The 26,307-nt window shown below is 32.7% G+C and carries 24 protein-coding genes; 13 read left to right on the top strand and 11 right to left on the bottom strand.

Going from position 1 to position 26,307, the window contains the following annotated elements; all coding sequences use genetic code 11:
• The first annotated feature begins 1 nt into the window (after position 1).
• A complete protein-coding gene (locus BUA46_RS12060; protein WP_019388100.1) occupies positions 2–637 on the top strand; it encodes a DUF1801 domain-containing protein in 636 nt (211 codons plus the stop codon).
• Between the two features lie 4 nt (positions 638–641).
• Here the strand turns inward: BUA46_RS12060 and BUA46_RS12065 are convergent, their stop codons facing one another.
• Both BUA46_RS12065 and BUA46_RS12070 read right to left on the bottom strand, forming a co-directional pair.
• The gene (locus BUA46_RS12065) at positions 642–1,247 is read right to left on the bottom strand and encodes a DUF1684 domain-containing protein (protein WP_019388099.1); all 606 of its coding nucleotides are present in this window, start codon (positions 1,245–1,247) and stop codon (positions 642–644) included.
• A complete protein-coding gene (locus tag BUA46_RS12070) occupies positions 1,247–1,804 on the bottom strand; it encodes a DUF4252 domain-containing protein (RefSeq protein ID WP_143148131.1) in 558 nt (185 codons plus the stop codon). Before BUA46_RS12070 ends, BUA46_RS12065 begins: the two co-directional genes overlap by 1 nt.
• Positions 1,805–2,045: 241 nt before the next feature.
• Here BUA46_RS12070 and BUA46_RS12075 point away from each other — a divergent pair, with 241 nt between their 5' ends.
• Both BUA46_RS12075 and BUA46_RS12080 read left to right on the top strand, forming a co-directional pair.
• Positions 2,046–3,254 carry an MDR family MFS transporter gene (locus tag BUA46_RS12075; protein ID WP_019388097.1) on the top strand — a complete coding sequence of 403 codons (1,209 nt, stop codon included), beginning with the start codon at positions 2,046–2,048 and terminating at the stop codon, positions 3,252–3,254.
• A 12-nt stretch (positions 3,255–3,266) separates the two neighbouring features.
• Positions 3,267–3,644, top strand: coding sequence for a VOC family protein (locus BUA46_RS12080; protein ID WP_019388096.1), 378 nt, complete (start codon positions 3,267–3,269; stop codon positions 3,642–3,644).
• Positions 3,645–3,648: 4 nt separating this feature from the next.
• On the opposite strand, the gene BUA46_RS12085 is transcribed toward BUA46_RS12080, so the two are convergent.
• A complete protein-coding gene (locus tag BUA46_RS12085) occupies positions 3,649–4,092 on the bottom strand; it encodes an Lrp/AsnC family transcriptional regulator (RefSeq protein ID WP_019388095.1) in 444 nt (147 codons plus the stop codon).
• Positions 4,093–4,215: 123 nt separating this feature from the next.
• Here BUA46_RS12085 and BUA46_RS12090 point away from each other — a divergent pair, with 123 nt between their 5' ends.
• Positions 4,216–4,611 carry a hypothetical protein gene (locus BUA46_RS12090; RefSeq protein WP_019388094.1) on the top strand — a complete coding sequence of 132 codons (396 nt, stop codon included), beginning with the start codon at positions 4,216–4,218 and terminating at the stop codon, positions 4,609–4,611.
• Positions 4,612–4,704: 93 nt separating this feature from the next.
• Here the strand turns inward: BUA46_RS12090 and BUA46_RS12095 are convergent, their stop codons facing one another.
• Entirely contained in the window at positions 4,705–8,115 is a 3,411-nt protein-coding gene (locus BUA46_RS12095) for a methylmalonyl-CoA mutase family protein (RefSeq protein WP_019388093.1), read from the bottom strand.
• A gap of 145 nt (positions 8,116–8,260) precedes the next feature.
• On the opposite strand from BUA46_RS12095, the gene purU reads away from it, so the two are divergent.
• Together purU and BUA46_RS12105 are read left to right on the top strand one after the other, a co-directional pair.
• Positions 8,261–9,115, top strand: coding sequence for a formyltetrahydrofolate deformylase (purU, locus tag BUA46_RS12100; RefSeq protein WP_019388092.1), 855 nt, complete (start codon positions 8,261–8,263; stop codon positions 9,113–9,115).
• Positions 9,116–9,258: 143 nt separating this feature from the next.
• Positions 9,259–10,356 (top strand): OmpA family protein, encoded by a 1,098-nt coding sequence (locus BUA46_RS12105; protein ID WP_019388091.1) that lies wholly within the window; start codon positions 9,259–9,261, stop codon positions 10,354–10,356.
• Positions 10,357–10,432: 76 nt separating this feature from the next.
• Here BUA46_RS12105 and BUA46_RS12110 read toward each other — a convergent pair whose 3' ends face one another.
• Positions 10,433–11,557 carry a TlpA family protein disulfide reductase gene (locus BUA46_RS12110; protein WP_019388090.1) on the bottom strand — a complete coding sequence of 375 codons (1,125 nt, stop codon included), beginning with the start codon at positions 11,555–11,557 and terminating at the stop codon, positions 10,433–10,435.
• A 149-nt stretch (positions 11,558–11,706) separates the two neighbouring features.
• On the opposite strand from BUA46_RS12110, the gene BUA46_RS12115 reads away from it, so the two are divergent.
• The 3 genes from BUA46_RS12115 to BUA46_RS15140 all read left to right on the top strand — a co-directional run bounded on the left by BUA46_RS12115 (position 11,707) and on the right by BUA46_RS15140 (position 12,930).
• Positions 11,707–12,411, top strand: a complete 705-nt coding sequence (locus tag BUA46_RS12115; RefSeq protein ID WP_019388089.1) for a DUF4197 domain-containing protein — start codon at positions 11,707–11,709, stop codon at positions 12,409–12,411.
• Positions 12,412–12,503: 92 nt separating this feature from the next.
• Positions 12,504–12,701 carry a Lacal_2735 family protein gene (locus BUA46_RS12120; RefSeq protein ID WP_019388088.1) on the top strand — a complete coding sequence of 66 codons (198 nt, stop codon included), beginning with the start codon at positions 12,504–12,506 and terminating at the stop codon, positions 12,699–12,701.
• An 82-nt stretch (positions 12,702–12,783) separates the two neighbouring features.
• Positions 12,784–12,930, top strand: coding sequence for a hypothetical protein (locus tag BUA46_RS15140; RefSeq protein WP_019388087.1), 147 nt, complete (start codon positions 12,784–12,786; stop codon positions 12,928–12,930).
• Between the two features lie 77 nt (positions 12,931–13,007).
• On the opposite strand, the gene pyrF is transcribed toward BUA46_RS15140, so the two are convergent.
• Positions 13,008–13,826 carry an orotidine-5'-phosphate decarboxylase gene (gene pyrF, locus BUA46_RS12125; protein WP_019388086.1) on the bottom strand — a complete coding sequence of 273 codons (819 nt, stop codon included), beginning with the start codon at positions 13,824–13,826 and terminating at the stop codon, positions 13,008–13,010.
• A gap of 10 nt (positions 13,827–13,836) precedes the next feature.
• Positions 13,837–14,913: a peptide chain release factor 1 gene (gene prfA / locus BUA46_RS12130; protein WP_019388085.1), complete on the bottom strand. Its 1,077-nt coding sequence runs from the start codon at positions 14,911–14,913 to the stop codon at positions 13,837–13,839.
• 119 nt (positions 14,914–15,032) lie between these two features.
• Between prfA and BUA46_RS12135 the strand changes: the two genes are divergently transcribed.
• Positions 15,033–15,320 carry a hypothetical protein gene (locus tag BUA46_RS12135; RefSeq protein WP_072794754.1) on the top strand — a complete coding sequence of 96 codons (288 nt, stop codon included), beginning with the start codon at positions 15,033–15,035 and terminating at the stop codon, positions 15,318–15,320.
• 75 nt (positions 15,321–15,395) lie between these two features.
• Here the strand turns inward: BUA46_RS12135 and BUA46_RS12140 are convergent, their stop codons facing one another.
• The 3 genes from BUA46_RS12140 to BUA46_RS12150 form a co-directional block, all read right to left on the bottom strand.
• The gene (locus BUA46_RS12140; RefSeq protein ID WP_019388084.1) at positions 15,396–17,951 is read right to left on the bottom strand and encodes an adenosylcobalamin-dependent ribonucleoside-diphosphate reductase; all 2,556 of its coding nucleotides are present in this window, start codon (positions 17,949–17,951) and stop codon (positions 15,396–15,398) included.
• 194 nt (positions 17,952–18,145) lie between these two features.
• The gene (locus tag BUA46_RS12145; protein ID WP_019388083.1) at positions 18,146–19,105 is read right to left on the bottom strand and encodes a DUF3078 domain-containing protein; all 960 of its coding nucleotides are present in this window, start codon (positions 19,103–19,105) and stop codon (positions 18,146–18,148) included.
• 72 nt (positions 19,106–19,177) lie between these two features.
• Positions 19,178–20,356, bottom strand: coding sequence for an AIR synthase related protein (locus BUA46_RS12150; RefSeq protein WP_019388082.1), 1,179 nt, complete (start codon positions 20,354–20,356; stop codon positions 19,178–19,180).
• Positions 20,357–20,530: 174 nt separating this feature from the next.
• Between BUA46_RS12150 and BUA46_RS12155 the strand changes: the two genes are divergently transcribed.
• A complete protein-coding gene (locus BUA46_RS12155) occupies positions 20,531–21,409 on the top strand; it encodes a hypothetical protein (RefSeq protein WP_019388081.1) in 879 nt (292 codons plus the stop codon).
• Between the two features lie 139 nt (positions 21,410–21,548).
• Here the strand turns inward: BUA46_RS12155 and BUA46_RS12160 are convergent, their stop codons facing one another.
• Positions 21,549–23,735 carry a glutamine synthetase III family protein gene (locus tag BUA46_RS12160; protein ID WP_019388080.1) on the bottom strand — a complete coding sequence of 729 codons (2,187 nt, stop codon included), beginning with the start codon at positions 23,733–23,735 and terminating at the stop codon, positions 21,549–21,551.
• Positions 23,736–23,980: 245 nt separating this feature from the next.
• Between BUA46_RS12160 and BUA46_RS12165 the strand changes: the two genes are divergently transcribed.
• Together BUA46_RS12165 and BUA46_RS12170 are read left to right on the top strand one after the other, a co-directional pair.
• Positions 23,981–25,003 carry a glutamine synthetase beta-grasp domain-containing protein gene (locus BUA46_RS12165; RefSeq protein WP_019388079.1) on the top strand — a complete coding sequence of 341 codons (1,023 nt, stop codon included), beginning with the start codon at positions 23,981–23,983 and terminating at the stop codon, positions 25,001–25,003.
• Positions 25,004–25,154: 151 nt separating this feature from the next.
• Entirely contained in the window at positions 25,155–26,306 is a 1,152-nt protein-coding gene (locus BUA46_RS12170; RefSeq protein WP_035106436.1) for a glycoside hydrolase family 130 protein, read from the top strand.
• The last annotated feature ends 1 nt before the right edge of the window (position 26,307 follow it).

The raw sequence follows: 26,307 nt of genomic DNA on the forward strand, positions 1-26,307 counted from the left end.
AATGAATGCAAAAGTAGATACATTTTTAGCTAACCTCAAAACTTGGCAAGAAGAGTTGACACGATTACGAGAACTTATTCTTGATTGCGGTTTAACTGAAGATTTTAAATGGATGCACCCTTGCTACACTGACAATGGTAAGAATGTGATTTTAATTCACGGTTTTAAAGATTATTGTGCCCTACTTTTCAATAAAGGTGCCTTGTTAAGTGATGAAAAAGGCATTTTAGTACAACAAACAGAAAACACACAATCTGCAAGACAATTAAGATTTACAAACCTTAATGACATTGAGAAACAAAAGTCCGTTATTAAATCTTATATTTTTGAAGCCATAGAAGTTGAAAAAATGGGTCTAAAAGTAAAGATGAAAACAACTTCTGAATTTGAAACTCCAGATGAATTAGAGCAGATATTTGAAACAAATTCATCTTTTAAAAATGCTTTTTATAAATTATCTGAAGGCAGACAGCGCGGTTACCTATTACATTTTACTAAACCAAAACAATCTAAAACTAGAATTTCAAGAATTGAAAAAAACATCAAAAGAATAATTGATGGTTATGGTTTAAATGATTGCACTTGTGGCTTATCCAAACGAAAACCGAATTGCGACGGTTCCCATAAATTTATTTGAAACCCTATTTTTTAGAAAAAGCTTTTACTCCCGCTTCAATTCTAGTTTTTAAATAATTTTTTCTTGGAACTAACGGACAAGAATATTTATCATTATAAGCGCAATACGGATTATAAGCTTGGTTAAAATCAATTATCATAGTTTCGCCCTCAGGTATTCTGGCATCAACATACCTACCTCCACCATAACTTTCTAAACCGTTGGTTTCATCTAAAAAAGGTAAAAACAAATAATCTTCATAACCTTCTTTGGTGATTACTTCTTGATTTTGATAAATATTTAAAGTAAAAGATTCGCCTTTCAAATTAAAAGATAACTCACCATATTTCACATAAATGGGTCTTCTTGAAGTTGTCGTTTTCATTTTAAAGGGTTTTTCATTTGGTGTTCTTTTAAAACTGGCTTCAACAACATAAAGCGAATCAAACTTAAAAAAATCTAATCCTTCAAATTGTTTTCTATCCTTATCTTTTAAAGGAGATTGTGAGGCATCCTTATATTTTGCGTTAAGCTCTTTTTGAAACTTGGTTTCCCCTTTTAACGCTCTTTTTTTTTGTGCGCAACTCAACAGTGAAATGAATAGAATACTAATAAAAATTGCATTTTTCATTAATTTTCTGGATTAAATGATGGATTAAGATTGGTATTATAATTTTGTATTAAATCGTTTGAAAATGTATTAAAAGTCTCTTCATCAGCAAACATTTTGATTTTTTCAGGATCAAAATTTCCTTGCAAATAAAAAGCTGTTGTCTCAGTTGGATTACTATTAAAAATAATGGCATCGGTAACGACAACTCCCGATTCACGCACAGAAATAATTCGAGTATTATCAAGCTCATTTTTTCTAAATACATCTGTAAATCCATTATTTGTAACGACACTCATTTCTGCAATTAAGTTTTGTCGCTTTATATTATCAACCTTCTCGAATTTTATGTATTTGAAATCTGAAATATTTCCAATGGCATGTTTTACTTCGGGAGAAATATTACCTAAAACAGCTTTCATGAAATTGGGCACTTGAAACGATGTTGTGCCTATATCTGCTTTATGGTTATCATAAAAACTTTGAAAACTACTACTACAAGAAACCAGCAAAAAGCTGATTAATAATGCTAAACCAAATCGCTTCATATTATAGAAATTATCAATGTAAAAATACAAGTTAAATTTATTTTACCTAGATTTGATTCACGAAAAGAAATAAAATGTTAAATAACGTCAGAATTTATAGAAAGCAATGGACCTCTTGTATTAAGGCAAGAAGCTGGACTTTTTATATATTATGGTGATATGATTATAAATTATTACAATATGTAAAAGTCCGACTTCACCGTCGGACTTTTTATTTTTAAAGACATTACGAATTCAATTTTAATATGCAGTTTCGCACCAATTAAAACCAATGAAAAAATTATTCAACAATTATCTTGATACATTTAAAGGACTTTCAAAAGAAGTATGGTGGCTTGCTTTAATTACATTAATTAATAGAGCCGGTACTATGGTCATTCCTTTTTTATCATTATATCTTACTGAAGATTTAAACTTTTCTTTAAGTAATGTTGGTACGCTTATGGTTTGTTTTGGTCTGGGTTCAGTTTCTGGTTCATGGTTAGGAGGTAAATTAACCGATACTATTGGCTACTACAAAGTTATGGTAAGAAGTCTTTTAAGCACGGGCGTTTTATTTATAGCGCTTCAGTTTTTAGATACTTTTTACGCCTTATGCTTTGGTATTTTTTTAGTGATGTTGGTTGCAGATATGTTTCGTCCTGCCATGTTTGTGGCTTTAAGTGCTTATAGCAAACCCGAAAATAAAACACGAAGTGTAACGCTTATAAGGTTAGCAATAAACTTAGGTTTTTCAGCGGGTCCTGCAATTGGTGGAATTATTATTACTACTATGGGATACGGCGGCTTATTTTGGGTAGATGGTATAACATGCATACTGGCAACAGTAGTTTTAATAATGGTATTAAATCCTAAAAAATCTACAGTACTCGATGATATTTTGGTGACTAATCCTGTTTCTGCATATAATGATAAAGCATTCACAATATTTTTGATAGCCATGTTTTTATTCGGTGTTATATTTTTACAATACTTCTCTACAATGCCTATTTATTACCGAGAAATTCATGTTTTATCAGAACTTGAAATTGGGCTACTTCTTGGTGCCAATGGATTTTTTATTTTTTTATTAGAAATGCCTTTAATAAAGTGGCTAGAAAATAGCAGACTGTCGAAAACCGAACTCATGCTCATAGGTGCAACCCTAACGACATCAAGTTTTATAATTTTAAATTATACAACTTGGTCTGGTATTTTAATTGTTGGTATGTTTTTAATGACCATAGGCGAAATGATTGCTTTTCCTTTCTCCAATGCTTTTGCAATGGAACGCGCTAAAAAAGGAAATCAAGGGGAATATATGGCTCTTTATTCCATCGCGTTTTCAATGGCACATATTTTCGGACACAAGGCAGGTATGCAAATGGTTGATGGTTTCGGATTTGATAATACTTGGTATATGATTACCATTATAGGTGGCTTTTGCATGCTGTTACTTCTTATTTTGAGGAGTCATTTAAAATTAAAGAAAAGCTTTTAAAATTCTTTGTTTATGAATTTAAATCAAATAACCGTTCCGTCGCTTCACTTAGAACAAGCAGTAACGTTTTATAAATCGTTAGGATTGAAATTAATTGTGGATGCCATCCCAAATTATGCAAGATTTGAATGTCCTGATGGAGATACTACCTTTTCTATTCATAAAGTTGATGAGCTTCCAAAAGGTGCAGGTGTTACCATCTATTTTGAAGAAAATGATTTAGATGCATATGTAGATGAACTTCGAAAAAAAGGTATTCAATTCGATGTACTACCAGAGGACAAACCGTGGCTTTGGCGCGAAGCACATTTAAAGGATCCTGACGGAAATTGTATCATTTTATATAAAGCAGGTGAAAACAGAAAAAATCCACCTTGGCGCGTTCACTAAAGGATTACTTAAGTGGTTTTATTTCTTTTTGTTTAACAACCCGAGACAAAACGATTTGTGTTTTTGATTCACCATAGGTAATCAATTGGTCTATAAAGGTTTCTAAATGTTTTTGATTTTTCAAAACTACTTCCATTACAATGTTTTCATCACCTGTAATTCTATAACAATTGATAACTTCATCATAGGTTTTTACTTTTTCTAAAAAGGGCTTCAGTTTACCCATAAAAGCACGTAAGGTTATGATAGCTTTAAGTTGATATCCAATTTCAAATGGAGAAACAATAGTTTTATAACCCTCTATTATTCCAAGATCTTCCATTTTTTTAATGCGTTCTGAAACTGCAGGAGAACTTATGCCAACTTGCCTCCCAATGGCAGCATTTGATAGTCTCGCATTTTCTTGTAAGCACTTTAAAATTTTGCTATTTATATTATCGATACTCATTTAAAGGAAAATTAACTAAAAATAATTAATAATTAAAGCAAATATACATTTTTACTTTAAAAACTAAAGTTGAATATCATAACTTGTGAGTAATTTTGGTAAAATTGCTTACTGAATTAAGATATGTTACACAATACCCCATCAAACCTATCGGATTTACCGGTTTATCAAAAGGCTTTAGAGATTTTCGCTTTATCTCAGAACATATCTTTGTATTTAAATCACGACCTATCTAATTTAAAACCAGATGGTTCAGAAGATATCAATATCTATTTCTCTGGTGATATTGTACAACAATCTGTATCCCTTGTTCCTGAAATTGTTAATGCCGAATTAGAGCGCTATTCGGATAAGAAACATAAACATCTTGCGTCTTTAAGAAAACTTACAAACAAACTTTACAGAAACTCCTATCGATTAGAAAAATCTAATAGTAACGGTAAAGATTTCTTGCCAATTTTAAGAAGTGAATTGAAAAAATTCAAAAAACTTCAAAGTTCTTGGATGTTAACTTTATAATTTCTTAAATTTTAGTACTCGACATTCATATAATTCTACCTTTTGATTAGCTTTCAAAAATGAAATTATGTTCTAAGTTAAGTGATTAACGGCTTACATATTTCTGCGATACTGCCCTCCAACTTCAAATAATGCATTCGTTATTTGCCCTAAGGAGCAAACTTTACAAACCTCCATTAAAGATTCAAAAATGTTTTGGTTATGAATAGCTTTTTGTTGAAGTTCTTTAAGTAAGGCTTCGGTTTTATGTGCTTTATGAAGATTTTCTAAAGTTTTAATTTGGAACTTCTTTTCCTCTTCCGTAGCTCGAATTACTTCAGCAGGTAAAACTGTTGGAGATCCTTTACTACTCAAAAATGTATTTACACCGATGATTGGGAAATCTCCGTTATGTTTTAAAGTTTCATAATACAAACTTTCTTCTTGGATTTTAGATCGTTGATACATGGTTTCCATGGCACCAAGAACACCTCCTCTTTCAGTAATTCTATCGAATTCTAACAACACAGCTTCTTCTACCAAATCGGTTAACTCTTCAATAATGAAAGATCCTTGAATTGGATTTTCGTTTTTCGCTAATCCCAATTCTTTATTTATTATGAGCTGTATAGCCATTGCACGACGTACAGATTCTTCAGTAGGTGTTGTTATAGCTTCATCATAAGCATTGGTATGAAGTGAGTTACAATTATCGTAAATGGCATATAATGCTTGAAGCGTAGTACGAATATCATTAAAATCAATTTCCTGAGCATGTAAACTTCGTCCTGAGGTTTGGATATGATATTTTAGCATTTGTGCACGGGCATTGGCTCCGTATTTAAGCTTCATAGCTTTAGCCCAAATTTTTCGTGCCACACGACCTATAACGGCATATTCAGGATCGATTCCGTTTGAAAAGAAAAACGATAAATTAGGACCAAATTTATTGATGTCCATACCGCGACTTAAATAATATTCTACATAAGTAAAACCATTAGACAGTGTTAATGCCAACTGTGTAATTGGGTTTGCCCCAGCTTCTGCAATATGATAGCCTGAAATAGAAACTGAATAAAAATTACGCACATTATTTTCAATAAAATATTCCTGAACATCACCCATTAAGCGCAATGCAAATTCAGTTGAAAAAATACAGGTATTTTGTGCTTGATCTTCTTTTAAAATATCGGCTTGAACCGTTCCTCTTACTTGGGCAATGGTATTCGCTTTTATACTTTCGTAAACATCTTCAGGCAACACTTGATCACCTGTTACCCCTAACAACATTAACCCTAGTCCGTTATTACCTTCAGGTAATTCTCCATTATATTTGGGTCTCTCTTTACCTTCATAGAACTTTGCAATTTTAGCTTCAACCTCTTTTTCTAAACCGTTTTCTTTTATATAAATTTCACATTGTTGGTCGATGGCTGCATTAATAAAAAAACCTAATAACATGGGCGCAGGACCATTTATTGTCATACTCACCGATGTCATAACATCAGCCAAATTAAACCCTGAGTACAGTTTTTTAGCATCATCTAAACAGCAAATACTAACACCTGCATTTCCAATTTTTCCGTAAATATCTGGTCTATAATCTGGATCGTTTCCATAAAGCGTTACACTATCAAAAGCTGTAGATAAACGTTTGGCAGGCAAACCAGCACTTACATAATGAAAACGTTTGTTGGTTCGTTCTGGACCACCTTCGCCCGCAAACATTCTAGCAGGATCTTCGCCAGTTCGTTTAAACGGATACAGTCCAGATGTAAAAGGAAATTCCCCCGGAACATTTTCCTGCAAACACCATTTTAAAATATCGCCCCAAGCCTGGTATTTAGGAAGCGCTACTTTTGGAATTTGGACATGTGATAAAGACTCCGTATGGGTTTCAATTTTCACCTCTTTATTTCTAACTTTGAAGCTATAAACTGGATTTTTGTATCTGTTTACTTTTTCGTTCCAACCTGTTATCATTTCCCAATTATGAGGGTCTAGGTTTAGTTTTACTCTATCGAATTCTCCTGTAAGCAATTTTATAAACTCTCTATTTTCTTTAGATTCGATTGACTTTGAATCAATACCAGCTTTATCTAATTGTGGAGATTTTCCCAAAACAGATTCTAAGGTTTTATAAATTCCATATAATTTTTGTGCAACATCAACCTGATCAATAGCTGTTTTATCATAAGCCCTATTATTCTCTGCAATTTCCGATAAATAACGGGTTCTATTTGGGGGAATTACAAAAATCTTTTCACTCATTTCAAGTGAAATTTCAAACGTAGATTTTAAATCAGCGTCGGTCTTATCAACCAATTTATCCATGACTGCTTTATATAGAGTGTTCATACCTGGATCATTAAACTGTGATGCTATGGTACCAAAAACAGGTAAGTCCTCTTGTGGCGTATTCCATAAATTATTGTTACGCATGTATTGCTTTTTTACATCGCGTAAAGCATCTAAAGAGCCTCGTTTATCAAATTTATTAATAGCTACTAAGTCTGCAAAATCAAGCATATCAATTTTTTCTAATTGTGTAGCTGCTCCAAATTCTGGAGTCATAACATACAACGAGACATCACTATGTTCAATAATTTCGGTATCAGATTGACCAATTCCTGAAGTTTCTAAAATAATCAAATCAAACTCAGCTGCTTTTAAAACTTCAACCGCTTCATTAACATGTTTTGATAATGCTAAATTAGATTGACGTGTAGCTAAACTGCGCATATAAACTCTTGAGTTATTAATAGAATTCATTCTGATTCTATCGCCCAATAATGCGCCACCTGTTTTTCTTTTAGAGGGGTCAACAGATATAATACCAACTGTCTTAGAAGGAAAATCAATTAAAAATCGTCTTACTAATTCATCGACTAAACTAGATTTACCTGCGCCTCCTGTTCCTGTTATACCTAAAACTGGGATTTTTGAATTTTTATTCTTTATATGAATTTTATCCAATGTTTCTTTTGCTATATCCGGAAAATTTTCTGCGGAAGATATAACCCTGGCAATGGTTTTTGGAGTTTTATTTTCTAAGTCCGCTAGCGCTATATTTAAATTATCACCAATGGCAAAATCTGATTGCTTAACCAAATCATTAATCATACCTTGCAATCCCATTTCTCGACCATCATCTGGCGAATAGATTCTAGCAATTCCATAATCCATTAAATCTTTTATTTCAGCAGGCAAAATTACGCCTCCGCCGCCGCCAAATATTTTGATATTATCTGCACCTTTTTCCTTGAGCAAATCATACATATATTTAAAATACTCGTTATGTCCACCTTGATATGAAGTTAAACAAATAGCATTCACATCTTCTTGAATGGCAGTATTAACAACCTCTTCGACGCTTCTATCATGTCCTAAATGTATCACTTCTACACCTGTTGCTTGAATAATACGGCGCATAATGTTTATTGACGCATCATGTCCGTCAAAAAGTGATGCAGCTGTTACAATTCTAACTTTATGCTCGGGCTTATAAGGCACTTGTTGGTTCATTCGTAAAGATTATTACATTTTAGTACCGCAATTTACGAAATATTCAAAAAAATAAGCCATTTACAAAAGATTATATAAAACTATTATTCCAATTCTTGCCTAAGTCAATTTTAAACTATTTTTAGCGCCGAATACTGAAGGCATTATGAATAAGATTACCATATTAATACATTGTAAAGACCGACCTAAAATAATTGCATCTGTTACAAGTTTTATTGCAGAACAAGGCGGAAATATTGTTTATATTGACCAACATGTTGATCGAGAACAAGACATCTTTTTTATGCGATTAGAGAGTGAATTTAGTTCGGAATCATTTTCTACAGAACATTTTAAATCTGTTTTTGAAACTGGTTTAGCTAAAACATTTGAAATGAAATGGCGTATTTATTCTTCTGAAAAGAAACCTAAAATGGCTTTATTTGTATCAAAATATGACCATTGCTTATACGATCTACTTGGACGCTACAACTCAGGTGAACTCAATTTAGAAATACCTTTTATTATTAGCAATCATTTGGATTTAAAACCTATTGCAGACAGTTTTAATATTCCGTTTTATCATATTCCAGTAACTAAAGAGTTAAAAGATGAAGCCGAAAACCAACAGCTGGAACTTCTAAAAAACCATAGAATAGATTTTATAGTACTTGCCAGATATATGCAAATAGTTTCTGGAAAATTAATTGATCAATACCCTAATAAAATCATCAACATTCATCATTCGTTCTTACCAGCGTTTGTTGGTGCCAAACCTTATCACTCTGCTTTTAAACGTGGTGTTAAAATTATTGGTGCCACAAGCCATTATGTTACAGAGGAGCTAGATGCTGGTCCTATTATCGAACAAGATGTTACAAGAGTATCACATTCTCATGCCATATCAGATTTAATTGCAAAAGGACGCGATTTAGAAAAGATAGTTCTCGCCAACGCAGTTAAACTGCACGCTAATAGAAAAGTAATGGTTTTTAATAATAAAACTGTGATCTTCTCCTAGTCTATTTATTTAAGATTTTTATTGCAAAAAATTAAAATTTACTCTTAACAAATGTTAATTTCTTTTTTTTTGTGTGACTTATTTATTTTATGTGTGTCTCACAACTGTGGAAATATTAACCCATTAACTAAATTTTAATTTTTATGAAAACAAAAGTATTTTTATGCCTAACTTTTTTATTAGGCTTAGGTTTTGCTCAAGCTCAAAACCTACCCTCGAACCCAGAACCAGGGAAGTGTTATGTAAAATGTATCACAAAAGATGAATTCAATGAAGTTACAGAAACTATTGAAGTATATCCTTCTTATACAAAATTAGAAGTTGTCCCTGCAACTTACAAGACTGTTGAAGATCGTGTATTAATTAAAGAAGCGTCTAAAAAATTCGTATATGTACCTGCTGTATATGAAACTGTTGATGTTCCTTATACTAAAAAAGATGGTAGAGGTGATTTAAAGGTAAATCCTGCATCATTTGCTACTAACTCTAGAACTTTTGAGGTTTATCCTGAAACTTCTGGATGGGAATACAAAGAAACTGCATGTGATTCTCCAAACAAAGAGGACTGTATGGTTGCTTGTTATGTTGGGTACCCAGCTCAATTTAAAGATGTTAGCTTTACAACTTTAGCAAAAGATGCTACAGTAAGTAACTCACCAGTTGGAGAAGTAGGTGGAACTTACAAAAAACGTGTTGTTAAAACTCCAGCTACAATGACTGAGATTGAGATTCCTGCTGAATATGGAACTATCACTCGTCAAGTTGTTGCTAGTCCTGCAACAACAAGAAGTATAACTGTACCTGCAAAAACACAAACTATTACTAGAACTGTTTTAGCTAAAAAAGGTGGAATCACTACTTGGGAAGAAGTTGACTGTGGATTATTTGATGCTAACGTATTACCAATTTTCTATGAGTTAGGTAGCGCGCGTATTACTCCAGCCTCTAAGAAAACTATTGATGAAACTTTATTACCATTATTAAACAGTAAGCCTGTAAATATTGAATTAATGTCTCATACAGATGCTAGAGGTAATGATGATTTCAACATGTCTTTATCACAACAACGTGCTAATGCTGTTGTAAACTACTTAGTATCTAAAGGTATTAACAGAAGCCGTTTATCTGGAAGAGGATACGGAGAAACTAGATTAGTTAACCGTTGTTCTAATGGTGTAGAGTGCTCTGAAGCAGAACACCAAAAAAATAGAAGAACTGAATTTAGAGTATTAAACAACTAATAGTTATAATTCAACACTAAAAATAAAAAAGGCATCCACTAGGATGCCTTTTTTACTTTATTAATATACCAGAAGATTAATTTCTTCCTTTTCTTGTTATGGTATACTCCGGATATTCAATAACTTTCTTTTCAATATCAATGCCATAATTATCTTTCATTATGGACACCATCAAATCAAAATACTTATAATGAATATCCCAATCATGCTTTTGGTTTTCAACATTCGATGTTACAATTATAGGTGTTTCAAGCACATTAGAAAGCTGAAATTTAACTTGATTTAATGTAACATTATCTGCCTTAATTTCAGAATCACCAATTAAAAACTGCTGTGTATCCTTACCCCAATCGATTTGATTAGTATCCCAAAATGTTGGGTTTTTAATTTCAAAAACCAAAGCCTCTCCCTCAGTATATTTTCTAGACTCCTTCATTTTTAAGGCCTTCAATACATATTTAGATTTATTATTAAACGCATCCGAATCAATTCTTAATTTAACCCGATACGAATCATTATTGGCATTAGTTAATTTAATTTGGCTTTTGTAACAATCTAAAGCATATGCCAAAATATCCTTTAAATTACCGGTTAACTCAATAAAACTATCATGTTTTACAATTTGCAAAGCGGCATCCCAAGTTTCATTTAAAGGCGTTATCTCAATGTCTTTTTTAAGCACATCTTCCTTTTTAACTACCGTTTTTTGATATGCTTGTGTTAGTATTATTTTATCTACTTCTATTTTATTGGGGTTATCTCTCAAAAACTGTTCTAAATGATTTGGCTTAAAATCGGCAGGATGACCTTCCCAAAGTTTCATACCATGTGCGTTGTATAAAATGCTGTAAGGTAAACTCTGTACTTTATTTTTGGAAAAAGTTTGTCCTTCGTAGTCAATTGCTGTAGCTAATCCATTTTGATGTTTAAGCATAAAACGTTTCACAACTTCAGGACTTTCTTGAGATAACGAAAGCACATAAAAATCATCAGCATATTGCTTTTGTAGCGATTCAATATATTTAGATGCATGAACACAAGGACCGCACCAGGTAGCCCAAAAATCTACAAAATAAAGCTTATTGTCTGTTTGAGTCGCAATGGTTGATTGTTGAATATATTCAGAAACCTTTATTTGTCCGAAGATAAACGTCGAACTAAAAAAGCATACTAAATAAAAAGATATCTTTTTAAATTTCATTATAATTTAAACTTTAACTTGATTAAATTGACTTTGTATCAATTACATAACAAACATTGTGCTAAAATAGTATTTTATTAAATAAAAGTATAAACCTAAAAATTTTAAGAACTAAAATTTATCTTTGTTTTCACATAAAACCCAAAATCATGACACGTAAATTATTAGCCTTAATTTTAATTCTTAACCTAACTGCCTGTGCAGAACTTCAACAAGTTGTCAATCAACTCCCGCAAGGAGGAACCCTTGGAAATTCTGATATTGCTGCTGGATTAAGACAAGCATTAGACTTTGGTATAGATAAACAGGTAACTAAACTAACCCAAACCGATGGATTTTTTAAAAATGAATTGGTTAAAATATTACTACCTGAAGAACTTCAGAAAGTCGATAAAACACTTAGAGATATTGGTTTAGATAATTTGGCAGACGAAGGTCTAAAAGTACTTAACAGAGCTGCGGAAGATGCCGTTAAAGAAGCTACTCCAATATTTGCGGATGCTGTAAAGGAAATTACTTTTGATGATGCTAAAAACATTCTATTAGGAGATAATGATGCTGCAACACAATACCTCACCGCAAAAACACAATTGGAGTTATACGCTAAATTCAACCCAGTAATTAAAAATTCTTTTGATAAAGTAGGTGCAGATGAAATTTGGAGTAATTTGATTAATAGATACAATAACATTCCTTTTACAAACAAGGTGAATCCAGATTTAACGGATTATGTAACTGGTGAAGCTTTAAAAGGGGTTTATACCATGATAGCCGTTGAAGAAAAAGATATTAGAACAAATATATCATCAAGAACAACAGATTTACTCAAAAAAGTTTTCGCACTACAAGATTAGAGTAAAAAGCCTTGTCTTATTGGACTAATTTTTCTCGTTTGAATTTTTTAAATAAAAAATGTATATTTAAATGATTGAAATTTAACTAAGTCATGCAAAACACGGATGTGATTCTTAAAAAGCAGGAAGAACTCAATAGTAAATACAAAAAATTAGTTGAACAAGCTTATAATTTTAGACAAACAGATTCTGCATTAAGTGATATTTCAGAATACAAAGCAATAAAGCTTCTAAACAAACTTAATCGACTAAAATTTCTTGCTAGAGAACAATATCAATCTATTGCTTAAGTTTATTTAATAATTCTTTAACTATTCCGTCACATCTAATTGGCTCATTTATACGTACTTTAAAGTATAAAAAAGAACGTATATGAACACACAATTTTGTAGAGTTGGAAAAATAAGACCCAACCTTAGTAAAGCAATCAGTTTAAAAGAATTAGAAAGACGAATAGCGAACTTTGTAGACGACACATCAAAAGTCTATTATTCTGAAGATTTAAAAAGTGCTTTTTAAAACTTTCATCGAAATATATTAAAATATCTAGCTAGTTTCGAAAGAGAATAGCTTAGATATTTATGGCTAAAACTCAATTAAATTAATTCTAATATTGAGCGCATTTCTTCCTGCAATTCTTGAGATTTTCTTGCAGCGGCCTGTGCAAAATCAGTATCGTTTGAAGCATAAATAATACCTCTTGAAGAATTTATTAGCAAGCCCACATTGTTGTTCATCCCATACTTACAAACGTCTTGCAAATTTCCACCTTGAGCGCCAACACCAGGAACCAATAAAAAACTATCAGGAATTATTTTTCTAATATCCGCTAGATATTCGGCCTTGGTAGCTCCAACTACATACATTAATTGCTCAGCATTTTTCCATTGTTTTGAAGTTTCCAATACCTGTTTGTACACTTCTTTTCCATCAATAGTTTTTGTCTGAAAATCAAAAGCACCTTGGTTTGAAGTAAGGGCCAGAAGAATAGTGTGCTTATTTGTAAATGCTAAAAAAGGCTCGACGGAATCTTGACCCATGTAAGGTGCAACTGTTACAGAATCGAACGCAAGGTCTTCAAAAAATGCTTTAGCGTACATACTGCTTGTGTTACCAATATCACCACGTTTAGCATCGGCAATTGTAAATATTTCAGGATGATTATTATTAATGTAGTTAATAGTTTTTTCTAAAGACTGCCAACCTTTAATACCATAAGCTTCATAAAATGCCGTATTTGGTTTGTAAGCTACACATAAATGATGAGTGGCATCAATTATGGCTTTATTGAATTCGAAAATTGGATCCTCGGCTTCTATAAGATGCTTTGGTATTTTATTTAAATCAACATCTAATCCTATGCATAAAAAGGATTTCTTTTTTTTGATTTCCTGAACGAGTTGTGCTGTTGTCACTTAGTTAGTTTTAAATTACGTCGCTATTTGCCTTTAACTTTTCAGTATTTTCAGCAAGCTGTAATTCGTCAATTATTTTTTGAATATCGCCATTTACTATATTACTCAAATCGTAAAGTGTTAAACCAATTCTATGGTCTGTTACACGACCTTGTGGATAGTTATACGTTCTAATTTTTGCACTTCTATCACCAGAAGACACCATACTACCACGTTTAGCCGCATCTTCTTCTTGCTTTTTAGCAAGTTCTAAATCGTATAATCGTGAGCGTAAAACTTTAAATGCCTTTTCTTTATTTTTATGTTGTGATTTTTGATCTTGACATTGAGCAACTAAACCTGTTGGAATATGTGTTAAACGTACCGCCGAATACGTGGTGTTTACCGATTGACCACCAGGACCAGAAGAACAGAAAAAATCAATTCTTACATCCTTCGGGTTTATTTCAACATCAAATTCTTCAGCTTCAGGAAAAACCATAACGGTAGCTGCACTAGTATGCACACGACCTTGTGTTTCTGTTTGTGGTACGCGTTGAACACGATGCACTCCTGCTTCAAATTTTAATGTTCCGTAAACATCTTCACCAGTAACTTCAAACTGAATTTCCTTGAAGCCTCCATTGGTGCCTTCACTAAAATCTACAGTATCTACTTTCCAACCTTTACTTTCGCAATATTTAGTATACATTCTAAATAAATCACCTGCAAAAATACTTGCTTCATCACCACCTGTACCCGCACGTAATTCTACAACGGCATTTTTAGCATCTTCAGGATCTTTAGGTATTAATAACACTTTAATTTCTTCTTCTAAAGCTGAAATTCCTGATTTGGCTTCATCATATTGCATTTTAGCCATTTCAACCATTTCTGAATCGCTTCCATCAGAAATAATTTCTTCAGCTTCTGCTAAATTATTGGTAAGTTCTATGTATTTCTCGCGTTTATCCATAAGAATTCGCAAGTCTTTATATTCCCTATTTAGCTCAACATATCGCTTTTGATCTGATATAATATCTGGTTGGATAATTAAATCGCTAACCTCATCAAAACGTTGCTTTACTATCTGTAATTTCTCTAACATCTGCCTTTTATAATTGGACACCAAAAATACGATAATTTATCAATTTTCAATGATTAGAAAGGGTTGTAATTGGTAAAATAAAAAATAATATCTCGTATAAATCGTTATTAATGATACTCATGCAGCAACTATTATCCATATTGATGTTTTACAGACCATTTATTATTTGGTCTTTAATACTAAACATGTTGTTTTCTTTTATAAAGTTAGACATCATCGTAATTCTTATAGTTAAATTGCTTTTAGTACTTTCATTATGGCATTTATTGAATGAATCTCGTGCCAAACGTAAACTAAATCTCTACAAAAATTTAGGCATTACAACTTTAAAATTATTCTCAATTATTTTTATTATTGACGCGGTATTTTCGCTTCCCTTTTTAATCATATTACAAGAGTTTATATAATTGAAGTTGCCTTTTGAATAATGAAAAAAGGAAACCAATGGGCTTCCTTTTTTAAAAATCTATTTTATTCTAATATTAACCGCACTTTGAAGAACCGCAATCTTTACAAGTTAAACAACCTTCTTGGTAAATTAAATTTTCAGATTTGCAATTATCGCAAGCTTGTCCTTTGGCCTTTGTACCATCTGCAACATAACGCTTCAATGCTCTTACAACACCGTTTTTCCAGGTATTGATAGATTCACTATCTAATTGCAAACTGTTAATTAAATCTACAATTTTATCTATTGGCATACCGTGACGCAGCGTACTTGAAATGAGTTTTGCATAATTCCAAAACTCTGGATTAAATTTATGCGACAACCCTTCTATAGTTGTTTTATAACCTCGGGTGTTTTTGTATTGAAAATCGTATCTGGTACTACCATCCTCATCTTTATTTTTAATGATTACACCTTTATTAACCCAACGCGGAATTAAGATTCCATCTTCATCATCAGCTAGTCCAGTAAACACTTCATAAGGCTTCTCATCTATTAATCCTATGAAGGCAATCCACTTTTCTTTACTATTCTGAAAACGAACAACATCAGCTTCTAAAACTTGCGGACGCTTAATTGGGAACGCCGTTAGCGTTGTATCTGCTTTTTCTTCTTTATTATCTTCATTAGAAATTAATACTCCTGAACGCGAACCATCTCTATAAACGGTAACGCCTTTACAACCTACTTCCCATGCTTTTAAGTACAATTCACCAACTAAATCTTCTGAAACATCATTTGGTAAATTGATAGTTACACTAATGGAGTGGTCTACCCATTTTTGAATAGCACCTTGCATACTCACTTTACTTAACCAATCGACATCATTGGAAGTCGCTTTATAGTAAGGCGATTTTTTTATTAGCTTGTCTATTTCAGTTTGAGAAAAGTTTTTCGTAGTATCAATGCCTTTCACTTCCATCCATTGTTTGAATCGGTGATGAAAAACAACATATTCTTCCCAAGAATCCCCTACTTCATCAACAAAATCAACACGTGCGTCATTATCGTTAGGATTTACTTTTCTTCTTCTTTTATATACAGGCATAAACACCGGTTCAATTCCCGAAGTTGTTTGTGTCATTAAACTTGTTGTTCCTGTTGGAGCGATAGTTAACAACGCAATATTACGTCTGCCATATTCCAACATTTCATAGTAGAGTTGACTATCGGCTTCTTTTAACCTATTTATAAAAGGATTATTTTTTTCACGCTCTACATCAAAAATCGAAAATGCACCACGATCTTTAGCTAAATGCACAGATGCTCTATAAGCTTCAATTGCAATTGTTTTATGAACTTCTAATGAAAATGCATTACCTGCTTTACTTCCATACTGAATACCTAATGCAGCCAACATATCGCCTTCTGCCGTAATACCAACTCCTGTTCTTCTTCCTTCTTCAGCTTTACGCTGAATGTTTAACCATAAATTACGTTCGGTAGCTTTAACTTCGTCCAATTCTGGGTCTTGGTCAATTTTTTTAATGATATTATCGATTTTTTCAAGTTCTAAATCAATGATATCATCCATAATACGTTGTGCTGCCGCAACGTGTTTTTTAAATAAATCAAAATTGAATGCTGCTTTATCTGTAAACGGATTTTCTACATAAGAAAACAAGTTAATAGCTAACAATCTACAAGAATCATAAGGACACAAAGGGATTTCTCCGCAAGGGTTAGTAGACACGGTCTTATAACCTAAATCAGCATAACAATCTGGAACTGATTCGTTGATTATAGTATCCCAAAATAAAATTCCGGGTTCTGCAGATTTCCATGCATTATGAACTATTTTTTTCCATAAAGCATTTGCTTTTATAGTTTTAGAAACTTTTGGGTTTTCACTGAAGACTGGATATTTCTGAATGTAATCTGAGTCGTTTTTAACAGCTTTCATAAACTCATCATCAATTCTTACTGAAACGTTCGCACCAGTTACTTTACCTTGCTCTAATTTGGCATTGATAAAATCTTCGGAATCTGGATGATTAATTGAAACTGAAAGCATAAGTGCACCTCGTCTTCCATCTTGCGCTACTTCTCTTGTAGAATTTGAATAACGCTCCATAAAAGGCACAATACCTGTAGAGGTTAATGCCGAATTTTTTACGGCTGATCCTTTAGGTCTGATATGTGACAAATCGTGACCAACACCACCACGGCGCTTCATAAGCTGAACTTGTTCTTGGTCAATTTTCATGATGCCACCGTAAGAATCAGAATTTCCATCATTACCAATAACAAAACAATTGGATAGTGACCCAATTTGATAAGGATTTCCTATTCCGGCCATTGGGCTTCCTTGAGGAACTATATATTTAAAATCTTTAATAAGATCAAATATTTCTTTTTCAGACATCGGATTTGCATACTTTTTCTCGACTCTAGCAATTTCTTTTGCTATGCGAGTATGCATATCGTTAGGCGTTAATTCGTAAATGTTCCCTTCCGAATCTTTTAAAGCGTATTTGTTTAACCAAACACGGGCGGCTAATTCATCATTTTTAAAATATTTGAGGGAGGCTTCAAATGCACTGTCAGTGCTGTAAGTTTTGGCTGTTTTTTGGGCAAGTTCAGTGTTCATTAATACATTCAAGGTTTTAAGGTTAATACAGATTAATTAATTCTATAAAGAAACCCTAAATGTACAACATAAAATATGACAAAAGTCATAAAGTTTACCAACAAAACGACCTAAGTAACTGATTTATAGTGTTTTAATAATTTATCAACATAAAAAAGTTAACAAATTTTTCAATAAAGTTGTGATTTATTTTTTTAGAAATCTAGAGCAAAACCAACTCCTAAAAACTGTTTCCATTGCACTTTAGCCCCAGCTTCATCAAACTCCCCCTCTATCTCGGTAGGTGTTTGTATTTTAACATCGTCGTCATATCTAATATGAGAACCAAGTGTGGCTCGAACAAACGAGTTCACTTTAAAATCGAAATCTATTCTCCAATCAATATCTAGATTTCCGAAGTTATTTATATAATCTGAATAAAGACTTAATTGATTTTTAACGTTTATATTTTCTGCAAGCTCCATTTGATAACTATTGGTTACCAAAACTCCTACTTCCCGCCTTATTTGTTCGCCAGGAACAAGCACATTGCCTTCATCATCGAAAATCGCAGGCGTAACACCAAATGATCCAGCATTTGCTAAATCTTCATCTAAAACAAAAGTGGCTTTTAAAGTTAATGGAGAAAAGTAAAATGATAGTTGTTCAATTCGTTTACCATATTCCATACCAACACCTAAAAACAAGTAGCCTGGAGCCATTAATCTAGAAATTGGCTCATCAGTATTTGGATATTTATAACCGTTGGTAAGTTGAGTTCTGAAATTTAGTCTTGCGGAGTAAAACCAATTTGATAAACTATCTGGTTTATACCCCATATTCGAGTTTAACTCAAATAAATCGTCGGTTTTTCTAAGCTCACGTGATTGCTGTTTATTAATACCGTAACTAATGGATGCGTTATTTTTCCAATTGAAGAATTTATCACTATAATTTAAGGCAGATCTTAAACCAACTAAAGCAGAAATTGAATTACTACCACCAGAATTCCAGTTAGTAAATGAAACTTGATTGATATCTGCTGATACATTATTCTTTTGTTTCCATTGTGGCCCTGTGTATTTTTCTTTTTTAACTTTTATGTAAAGCGTATCTGGTTGCGCAAAGACAAAATTAACAAATAGACATACTAAAATTAAAATGGTGTTTTTCATGGTTGTTAGGTTGATTTTAAAATCAGTTTTTGCCTCAAAAACTATTCCATAGTAAATTAAATTTTAAGAATTTTAGTAACTAAACTCACCAAACTCTGATTTTATTGTAAGCTTCTTAACTTTTGAAGCCTCAACTCTACCTATAATTTTAGCATTTACATTAAAAGACTTCGATATTTCAATGATGCTTTCCGCCACTTCAGGTGATACATATAATTCCATGCGGTGTCCGCAATTAAAGACTTGATACATTTCCTTCCAATCGGTTTTTGATTGCTCTTGAATCAATTTAAATAATGGTGGAATTGGAAACATATTATCTTTTACAATATGAAACTCATCAACAAAATGAAGAATTTTAGTTTGTGCACCACCAGAACAATGTACCATACCATGAATAGATTCACTGTTATATTTAGATAAAATGGTTTTTATAATTGGCGCATACGTTCGAGTAGGCGATAGCACTAATTTACCAGCATCAAGCGGTGAATCATTAACACTATCTGTTAGTTTCACACCTCCAGAATACACTAAATCTTCTGGAACTGACGCGTCAAAACTTTCAGGGTATTTTTTTGCTAGATATTTACTGAACACATCGTGTCGTGCAGATGTTAAACCGTTACTTCCCATACCTCCATTATATTCCTTCTCATAAGTGGCTTGCCCGAAACTCTCTAAACCAACAATAACATCGCCAGCTTTGATATTTGCATTATCTATAACCTCGCTTCGTTTCATTCTTGCGGTTACGGTAGAATCAACAATAATGGTTCTAACCAAATCGCCAACATCGGCAGTTTCACCACCTGTAGAATGAATAGTTACACCGAACGATTTTAAATCATCGAGCAATTCTTCAGTACCGTTAATAATAGCAGAAAGTACTTCGCCTGAAATTAAATTTTTATTTCTTCCTATGGTTGATGATAACATGATATTATCAGTTGCCCCAACACATAACAGGTCGTCGATATTCATGATTAACGCATCTTGAGCAATACCTTTCCAAACAGAAATATCGCCAGTTTCTTTCCAATACATGTAAGCTAAAGAAGATTTTGTCCCTGCACCATCGGCATGCATGATTAGGCAATAATCGTCATCTTTAGTTAAATAATCTGGAACTATTTTGCAGAATGCTTTAGGATACAATCCTTTATCAATGTTCTTAATGGCATTATGCACATCTTCTTTTGATGCTGATACACCGCGTTGCGCATATCGTTTTGAAACTTCTTGACTCATAAATATATAATATGGTGCAAAGGTAATTCTTTGTATTAAAACTTAAGTGCTTTTTTAATCCAGTTTTACTAACAGGTTTTAAACTAAAACAAATTTCATTTTGTAAAAATTTTCAATTAAATTCGTTTATTTAATTAAAAATAACGCATCTGAGTTTTTAATTGCCAACTAATAATGAAGGGGAAAATATTTGCTATTTGGATTGTCTTTTTATTACTAACATTACTAAGTTGTTCTGATTCTGACTCAAAAATTGAATATTTCCCTGACTATGATAAAGTCGAACAGTTTAAAATGGTTTGGGTTGGCGCCGAAAAAGAATACAATTCAAATATAAGATATCGTTTTGATACTAATAACAACTACACATCTTTTAGTACTGGTAGTCTTTTTGCAGAAAAATTTAGCGAGCCGGATAGTTTAGTGATTGATGATTATTTTACGAATTTAACAAATCTCTACATAACAAGAAGATGTATTAAATTTAATCATGAGCAAGTTGTCATATATAGATTTGATAGCAAAATGAAATTTATTGAACACAAATCAATAATTCATTTTAACCAAAATAAAGTCATCACAAAAATTCAAACCTTTATTTCTTCAGATAAAGATTCTCTTGGGTTTCTCGAGGGGCATAAAATTATTTTTTCTCATAACGATCAAGAAAATTTAATCAAAATAGAAGAGTTTACAAACGAAAACCCATCGCCAGTAAGAAACACCAATACAAACTGGAGAAAAGGATCTATTTATGAAAATTTTGAATTCTTAGACCATTCATTTCCCAGCTTATTACTTAGTAAACAATATTATTATGTTCTACCCCAAGAGCTATTTGTTATACTCTACAACAAAGGTTTTCGATTTTCTAAAAAAGGAATTACAAGTTTTTACCGAAACTATATAGATTATAATGGCAATTTAAGTCCTTACAGTTATTCTTTAGAAATCAGAAAACAGAATAAATTCCAGTATGAAGTTAAATCCTTCGATAACAATTCAAAATCTAGTAAGTATGATTATTTAGTTTCATTTAAAGCTTTAGAATGAATCAGAACCAAGTTTTCAAGCGAATTTAATTTTACACTTTTATCTCTTTTCCTAAGAAAAACATTATTTATTAAAAATATCAAGAAGTCATTTGAACTTAAACTCCAAAAAAAGTCACCTCAATTGACTAATGAAAAAACTATCTTGTAAACAACATTTCACGGTACTTGGTTAGAGGCCAAATTTCGTCGTCGATTAACAATTCTAACTTGTCGCAATGATAACGAATATCATCAAATAATGGTTTAACCTGATTGCAATAAGAATGTGCCTTTTTATCAATGTCTTTCATATCGTTTGCCACTTTTCTCGCGTCAATCATTTTATTTACATTAATGTTGATGCCTTCTATATGATTTGAAATTTCTTCAATAAGATTGATTTGCTCCTTAGACACACTGTTGTACTTTTCTTCAAATATCTCCTTCAATCCGCGTACGTTTTCAACCAATATATTTTGATATTTCACAGCAGTTGGTACGATATGATTTCTTGCAATATCACCTAACACTCGGCTTTCAATTTGCACATGCATGATGTAAGCTTCAACCTCAATTTCGTAACGAGCTTCAGTTTCGGTTTTACTCATTACTTTCATGTCTTCAAACAAAGCAATACTTTCTTTTGAAATTTTAGCTTTTAAGGCTTCGGGCGTGGTTTTGTTATTACTTAATCCACGCTTTTTCGCTTCTTTTTCCCATTCTTTTCCATAACCGTTTCCTTCAAATAAGATAGCTCTCGAAGATTTAATATATTCTCTTAGTACATTAAAAACGGCTTCGTCTTTCTTTAAGTCTTTTTTCGCTATTAAGGTATCAACCTCTTTTTTGAAGTCTTTTAGTTGTTTAGCAACGATGGTGTTTAAAACCGTCATCGGGTTACCGCAATTTGCAAGCGACCCCACAGCTCTAAACTCAAACTTATTTCCTGTAAAGGCGAAAGGCGATGTACGATTTCTATCAGTATTGTCAAGAAGTACATCAGGAATTTTACCTACTACATTTAATTTTAATTCGGTTTTTTCTTCTGGCGATAATTTACCTTTGGTTACACCCTCTAACTCCTCTAAAACCTTTGTTAATTGGTCTCCAATAAACACCGACATAATTGCTGGCGGCGCTTCGTTAGCTCCCAATCTATGATCGTTACTTGCAGAAGCAATCGATGCTCGCAGAAGAGCTTCGTAGGTATGTACTGCTTTAATGGTATTAATGAAAAATGTCAAAAACTGCAGATTACTCATTGGGGTCTTTCCGGGTGCCAATAAATTCACACCGGTATCTGTAGACAATGACCAATTGTTATGCTTACCAGAACCATTTACACCTGCAAACGGTTTTTCATGAAGCAACACTTTAAAATTATGTCGTGAAGCGACGCGTCCCATAATATCCATAAGTAAAGCGTTATGATCGACAGCTAAATTGGCTTCTTCAAATATTGGAGCCAATTCAAATTGATTCGGAGCCACCTCATTATGTCTTGTTTTAACCGGAATACCAAGAAGCATACATTCGGTTTCTAATTCACGCATAAAGTTAAGAGCTCTGTTAGGAATAGATCCAAAGTAATGATCATCTAATTGTTGTCCCTTGGCTGAAGAATGTCCTAATAAGGTTCTGCCCGTTAAGGAAATATCTGGACGACTGGCCGCCATTAATTTATCTATTAAAAAGTATTCTTGTTCCCAACCTAAAGATGAAGTTACTTTTTTTACGTTTTTATCAAAATATTTACACACAGCTGTTGCCGCTGAATCTACAGCTTGTAAGGCTCTTAAAAGTGGTGTTTTATAATCTAAAGCCTCTCCTGTATAAGCTACGAAAATGGTTGGAATACAAAGCGTTGTACCATATATAAAAGCTGGTGATGTTGGATCCCAAGCGGTATATCCTCTTGCTTCAAATGTATTCCGAATACCTCCACTTGGAAAACTAGACGCATCTGGTTCCTGTTGTACCAATTGGTTACCTCCAAATTTCTCAATAGCCATTCCGCCTTCTATAGTTTCAAAAAAGGCGTCATGTTTTTCTGCAGTCGCACCCGTTAAAGGCTGAAACCAATGCGTATAATGGGTTACGCCCTTAGATAAGGCCCAATCTTTCATAGATGAAGCCACCTGGTCGGCAATTGATCTTTTAATTTTGGTACCATCCTGAATGGCACTCATTACACCAAGAAAAGCGTCTTTTGTTAAATACTGACGCATCGTGTTCTCATTAAATACATTTTTTCCAAAAATCTCTGAACGCTTCAAAGATTCTTCAATAGGAATAGGTTTATGAGCGAATGATTCTTTTAAAGCATGAAATCGTAATGTTGACATGGGCGTATTAATTTGATTCAATTAGAATTACAAAATTAACTATAGCGATTGAATCCTGAAACACCTAGTTAACAATTTTTCAATATTTATATAATATACTATGCTTTTTTTAAAATAAACCCCAAAAAAATAGGGTATAAATAAAAATAACTCAGGTTTTCACATTAACACCCCCTCAAATATGCAGTGTCTCAATAAAAATATATATTTGTTGAAACAATATTAATTTCTCATTTTAAAATATTATGGCAAAAATTAAATTAGAATACATTTGGTTAGACGGGTATTTCCCAACTCAAAATTTGAGAAGTAAAACTAAAGTAGAAGAGCATGAAAACTTTAAAGGAACTATTGAAGAATTAGACAATTGGTCTTTTGACGGATCTTCAACTAGACAAGCGGAGGGCGGATCTTCTGATTGTATCCTTAAACCAGTTGCTATTTTTCCAGATCCAGAGCGCGTTAACGGTTATTTAGTTATGACTGAAGTTTTAAATGCTGATGGAACACCTCACGTATCAAACGGAAGAGCAACTATTGATGATGATGATAATGATTTCTGGTTTGGTTTTGAGCAAGAATATTTCATAATGGATACTGCTACTCAATTACCATTAGGTTTCCCTGTAGGAGGATATCCTGCGCCACAAGGAATGTACTACTGTTCTGTTGGTGGTAAAAACACACATGGTAGAGATTTAGTTGAAGAGCACGCTGATCTATGTATTGCTGCTGGATTAAACTTTGAAGGTATTAACCAGGAGGTTGCTTGTGGACAATGGGAATTCCAACTATTCGCAAAAGGTGCTAAATTAGCTGGTGACGAAATGTGGGTTGCTAGATATTTATTAGATAGATTGACTGAAAAATATGGATACTACATTGATTACCATCCAAAACCACTTGGAAAAGATATGGATTGGAATGGTTCTGGTATGCACGCTAACTTCTCTAACACGACTTTAAGAACTTGTGGTTCTAAAGAAGTTTACGAGAAAATATGTGAAGCTTTCCGCCCTGTAGTGAAAGAACACATTGCTGTTTATGGTGAGTTTAACGATCAACGTTTAACTGGTTTACACGAAACAGCTGCTATTACTGATTTCTCTTATGGAGTATCTGACCGTGGAGCTTCAATAAGAATTCCAATTATTACAGTAGAAAAAGGATGGAAAGGCTGGTTAGAAGACAGAAGACCTGCTTCTAATGGTGACCCTTATAAAATTGCAGGACGTATTATTAAAACTGTTAAATCTGCAAAAGTTTAATAATATTAGTTTTGTTCATAAAAAAAAGCGCTTACAGTTGTAAGCGCTTTTTTTTTATAAATAACTTTAAGAGGGTCTTTAATTGAATTTGTATTTAAAACACCTAACTTAGTGATTCACAAATACATTAAACTAACTAACCTCTAATGTTATGAAACTATTTCAATATCTTTTTATAGCACTCTTATTAATGGGGTGCGAAACTAAAATACCCACAAAAAATACATCATCTGAAGATTTAAAAAATTGGGCATTTCCGTATTTTGAAAAAGTTGATAGCTTAAACCCTATTTTAAGTCCAACCTCGGATTTAAAATTTATAGACCCTATTACAAACAATACGGTAAATTGGGAAGAACGCAATGTGCTTAACCCAACAGCAATTGTAAAAGACAATAAAGTTTATTTATTATACAGAGCACAAGACTCTTTGGGAACTTCCCGAATTGGTATGGCTATAAGTGAAGACGGTTTGCATTTCGATAAAATGCCAGAACCTATTTTCTATCCTGATACCGATGCTATGAAAATTTACGAATGGAACTATAAAAAAGATTCGACTGCGAAAACAAATTCTGAAGACTGTTATTTCTGTTATTTTGATGGTGTGGAAGACCCTAGAATTATAGAGAGTGATACTGGAGAATATTTTATGACCTACACATCTTACGATGGAAAAACGGCTCGCTTGAGTATCGCATCATCAAAAGATTTAGCAACTTGGATAAAACACGGATTGATTTTAAAAAATGAAAAATATAAAGATTTATGGTCTAAAGCTGGAGCCATAGTAAGTGAATTACTAGGCAATAAAATGGTTGCAAAAAAAATTGATGGCAAATACTGGATGTATTTTGGCGATACTAATATTTTTATGGCATATTCTGAAGACCTTATAAATTGGGAAGTCGCTGAAAACTCGGAATCTAAAAAAATGATTTCTGTGTTACATCCAAGAATGGGTTATTTTGATAGCAGATTAGTTGAACCTGGACCTTATGCGTTAATTACAGACGATGGCATTCTGTTAATTTATAATGGTAGTAATGCCGAAAATTTTAACGATACGAGTTTACCGAAATTTACTTATGCTGCAGGACAAGCCTTGTTTGATAAAAACGCACCTTTTAAACTAATTGATAGAACGGATAAGCATTTTATTCACCCAGATAAAGATTATGAAAAAGTGGGTGAAGTGAATGAAGTATGTTTCGTTGAAGGTTTAGTTTATTTTAATAACCAATGGTTTTTATATTATGGTACTGCAGATTCTAAAATTGCAGTTGCCGTATATAAAGATTAAA

Source organism: Algibacter luteus, from assembly GCF_900141715.1.
GTDB lineage: Bacteria > Bacteroidota > Bacteroidia > Flavobacteriales > Flavobacteriaceae > Arenitalea > Arenitalea lutea.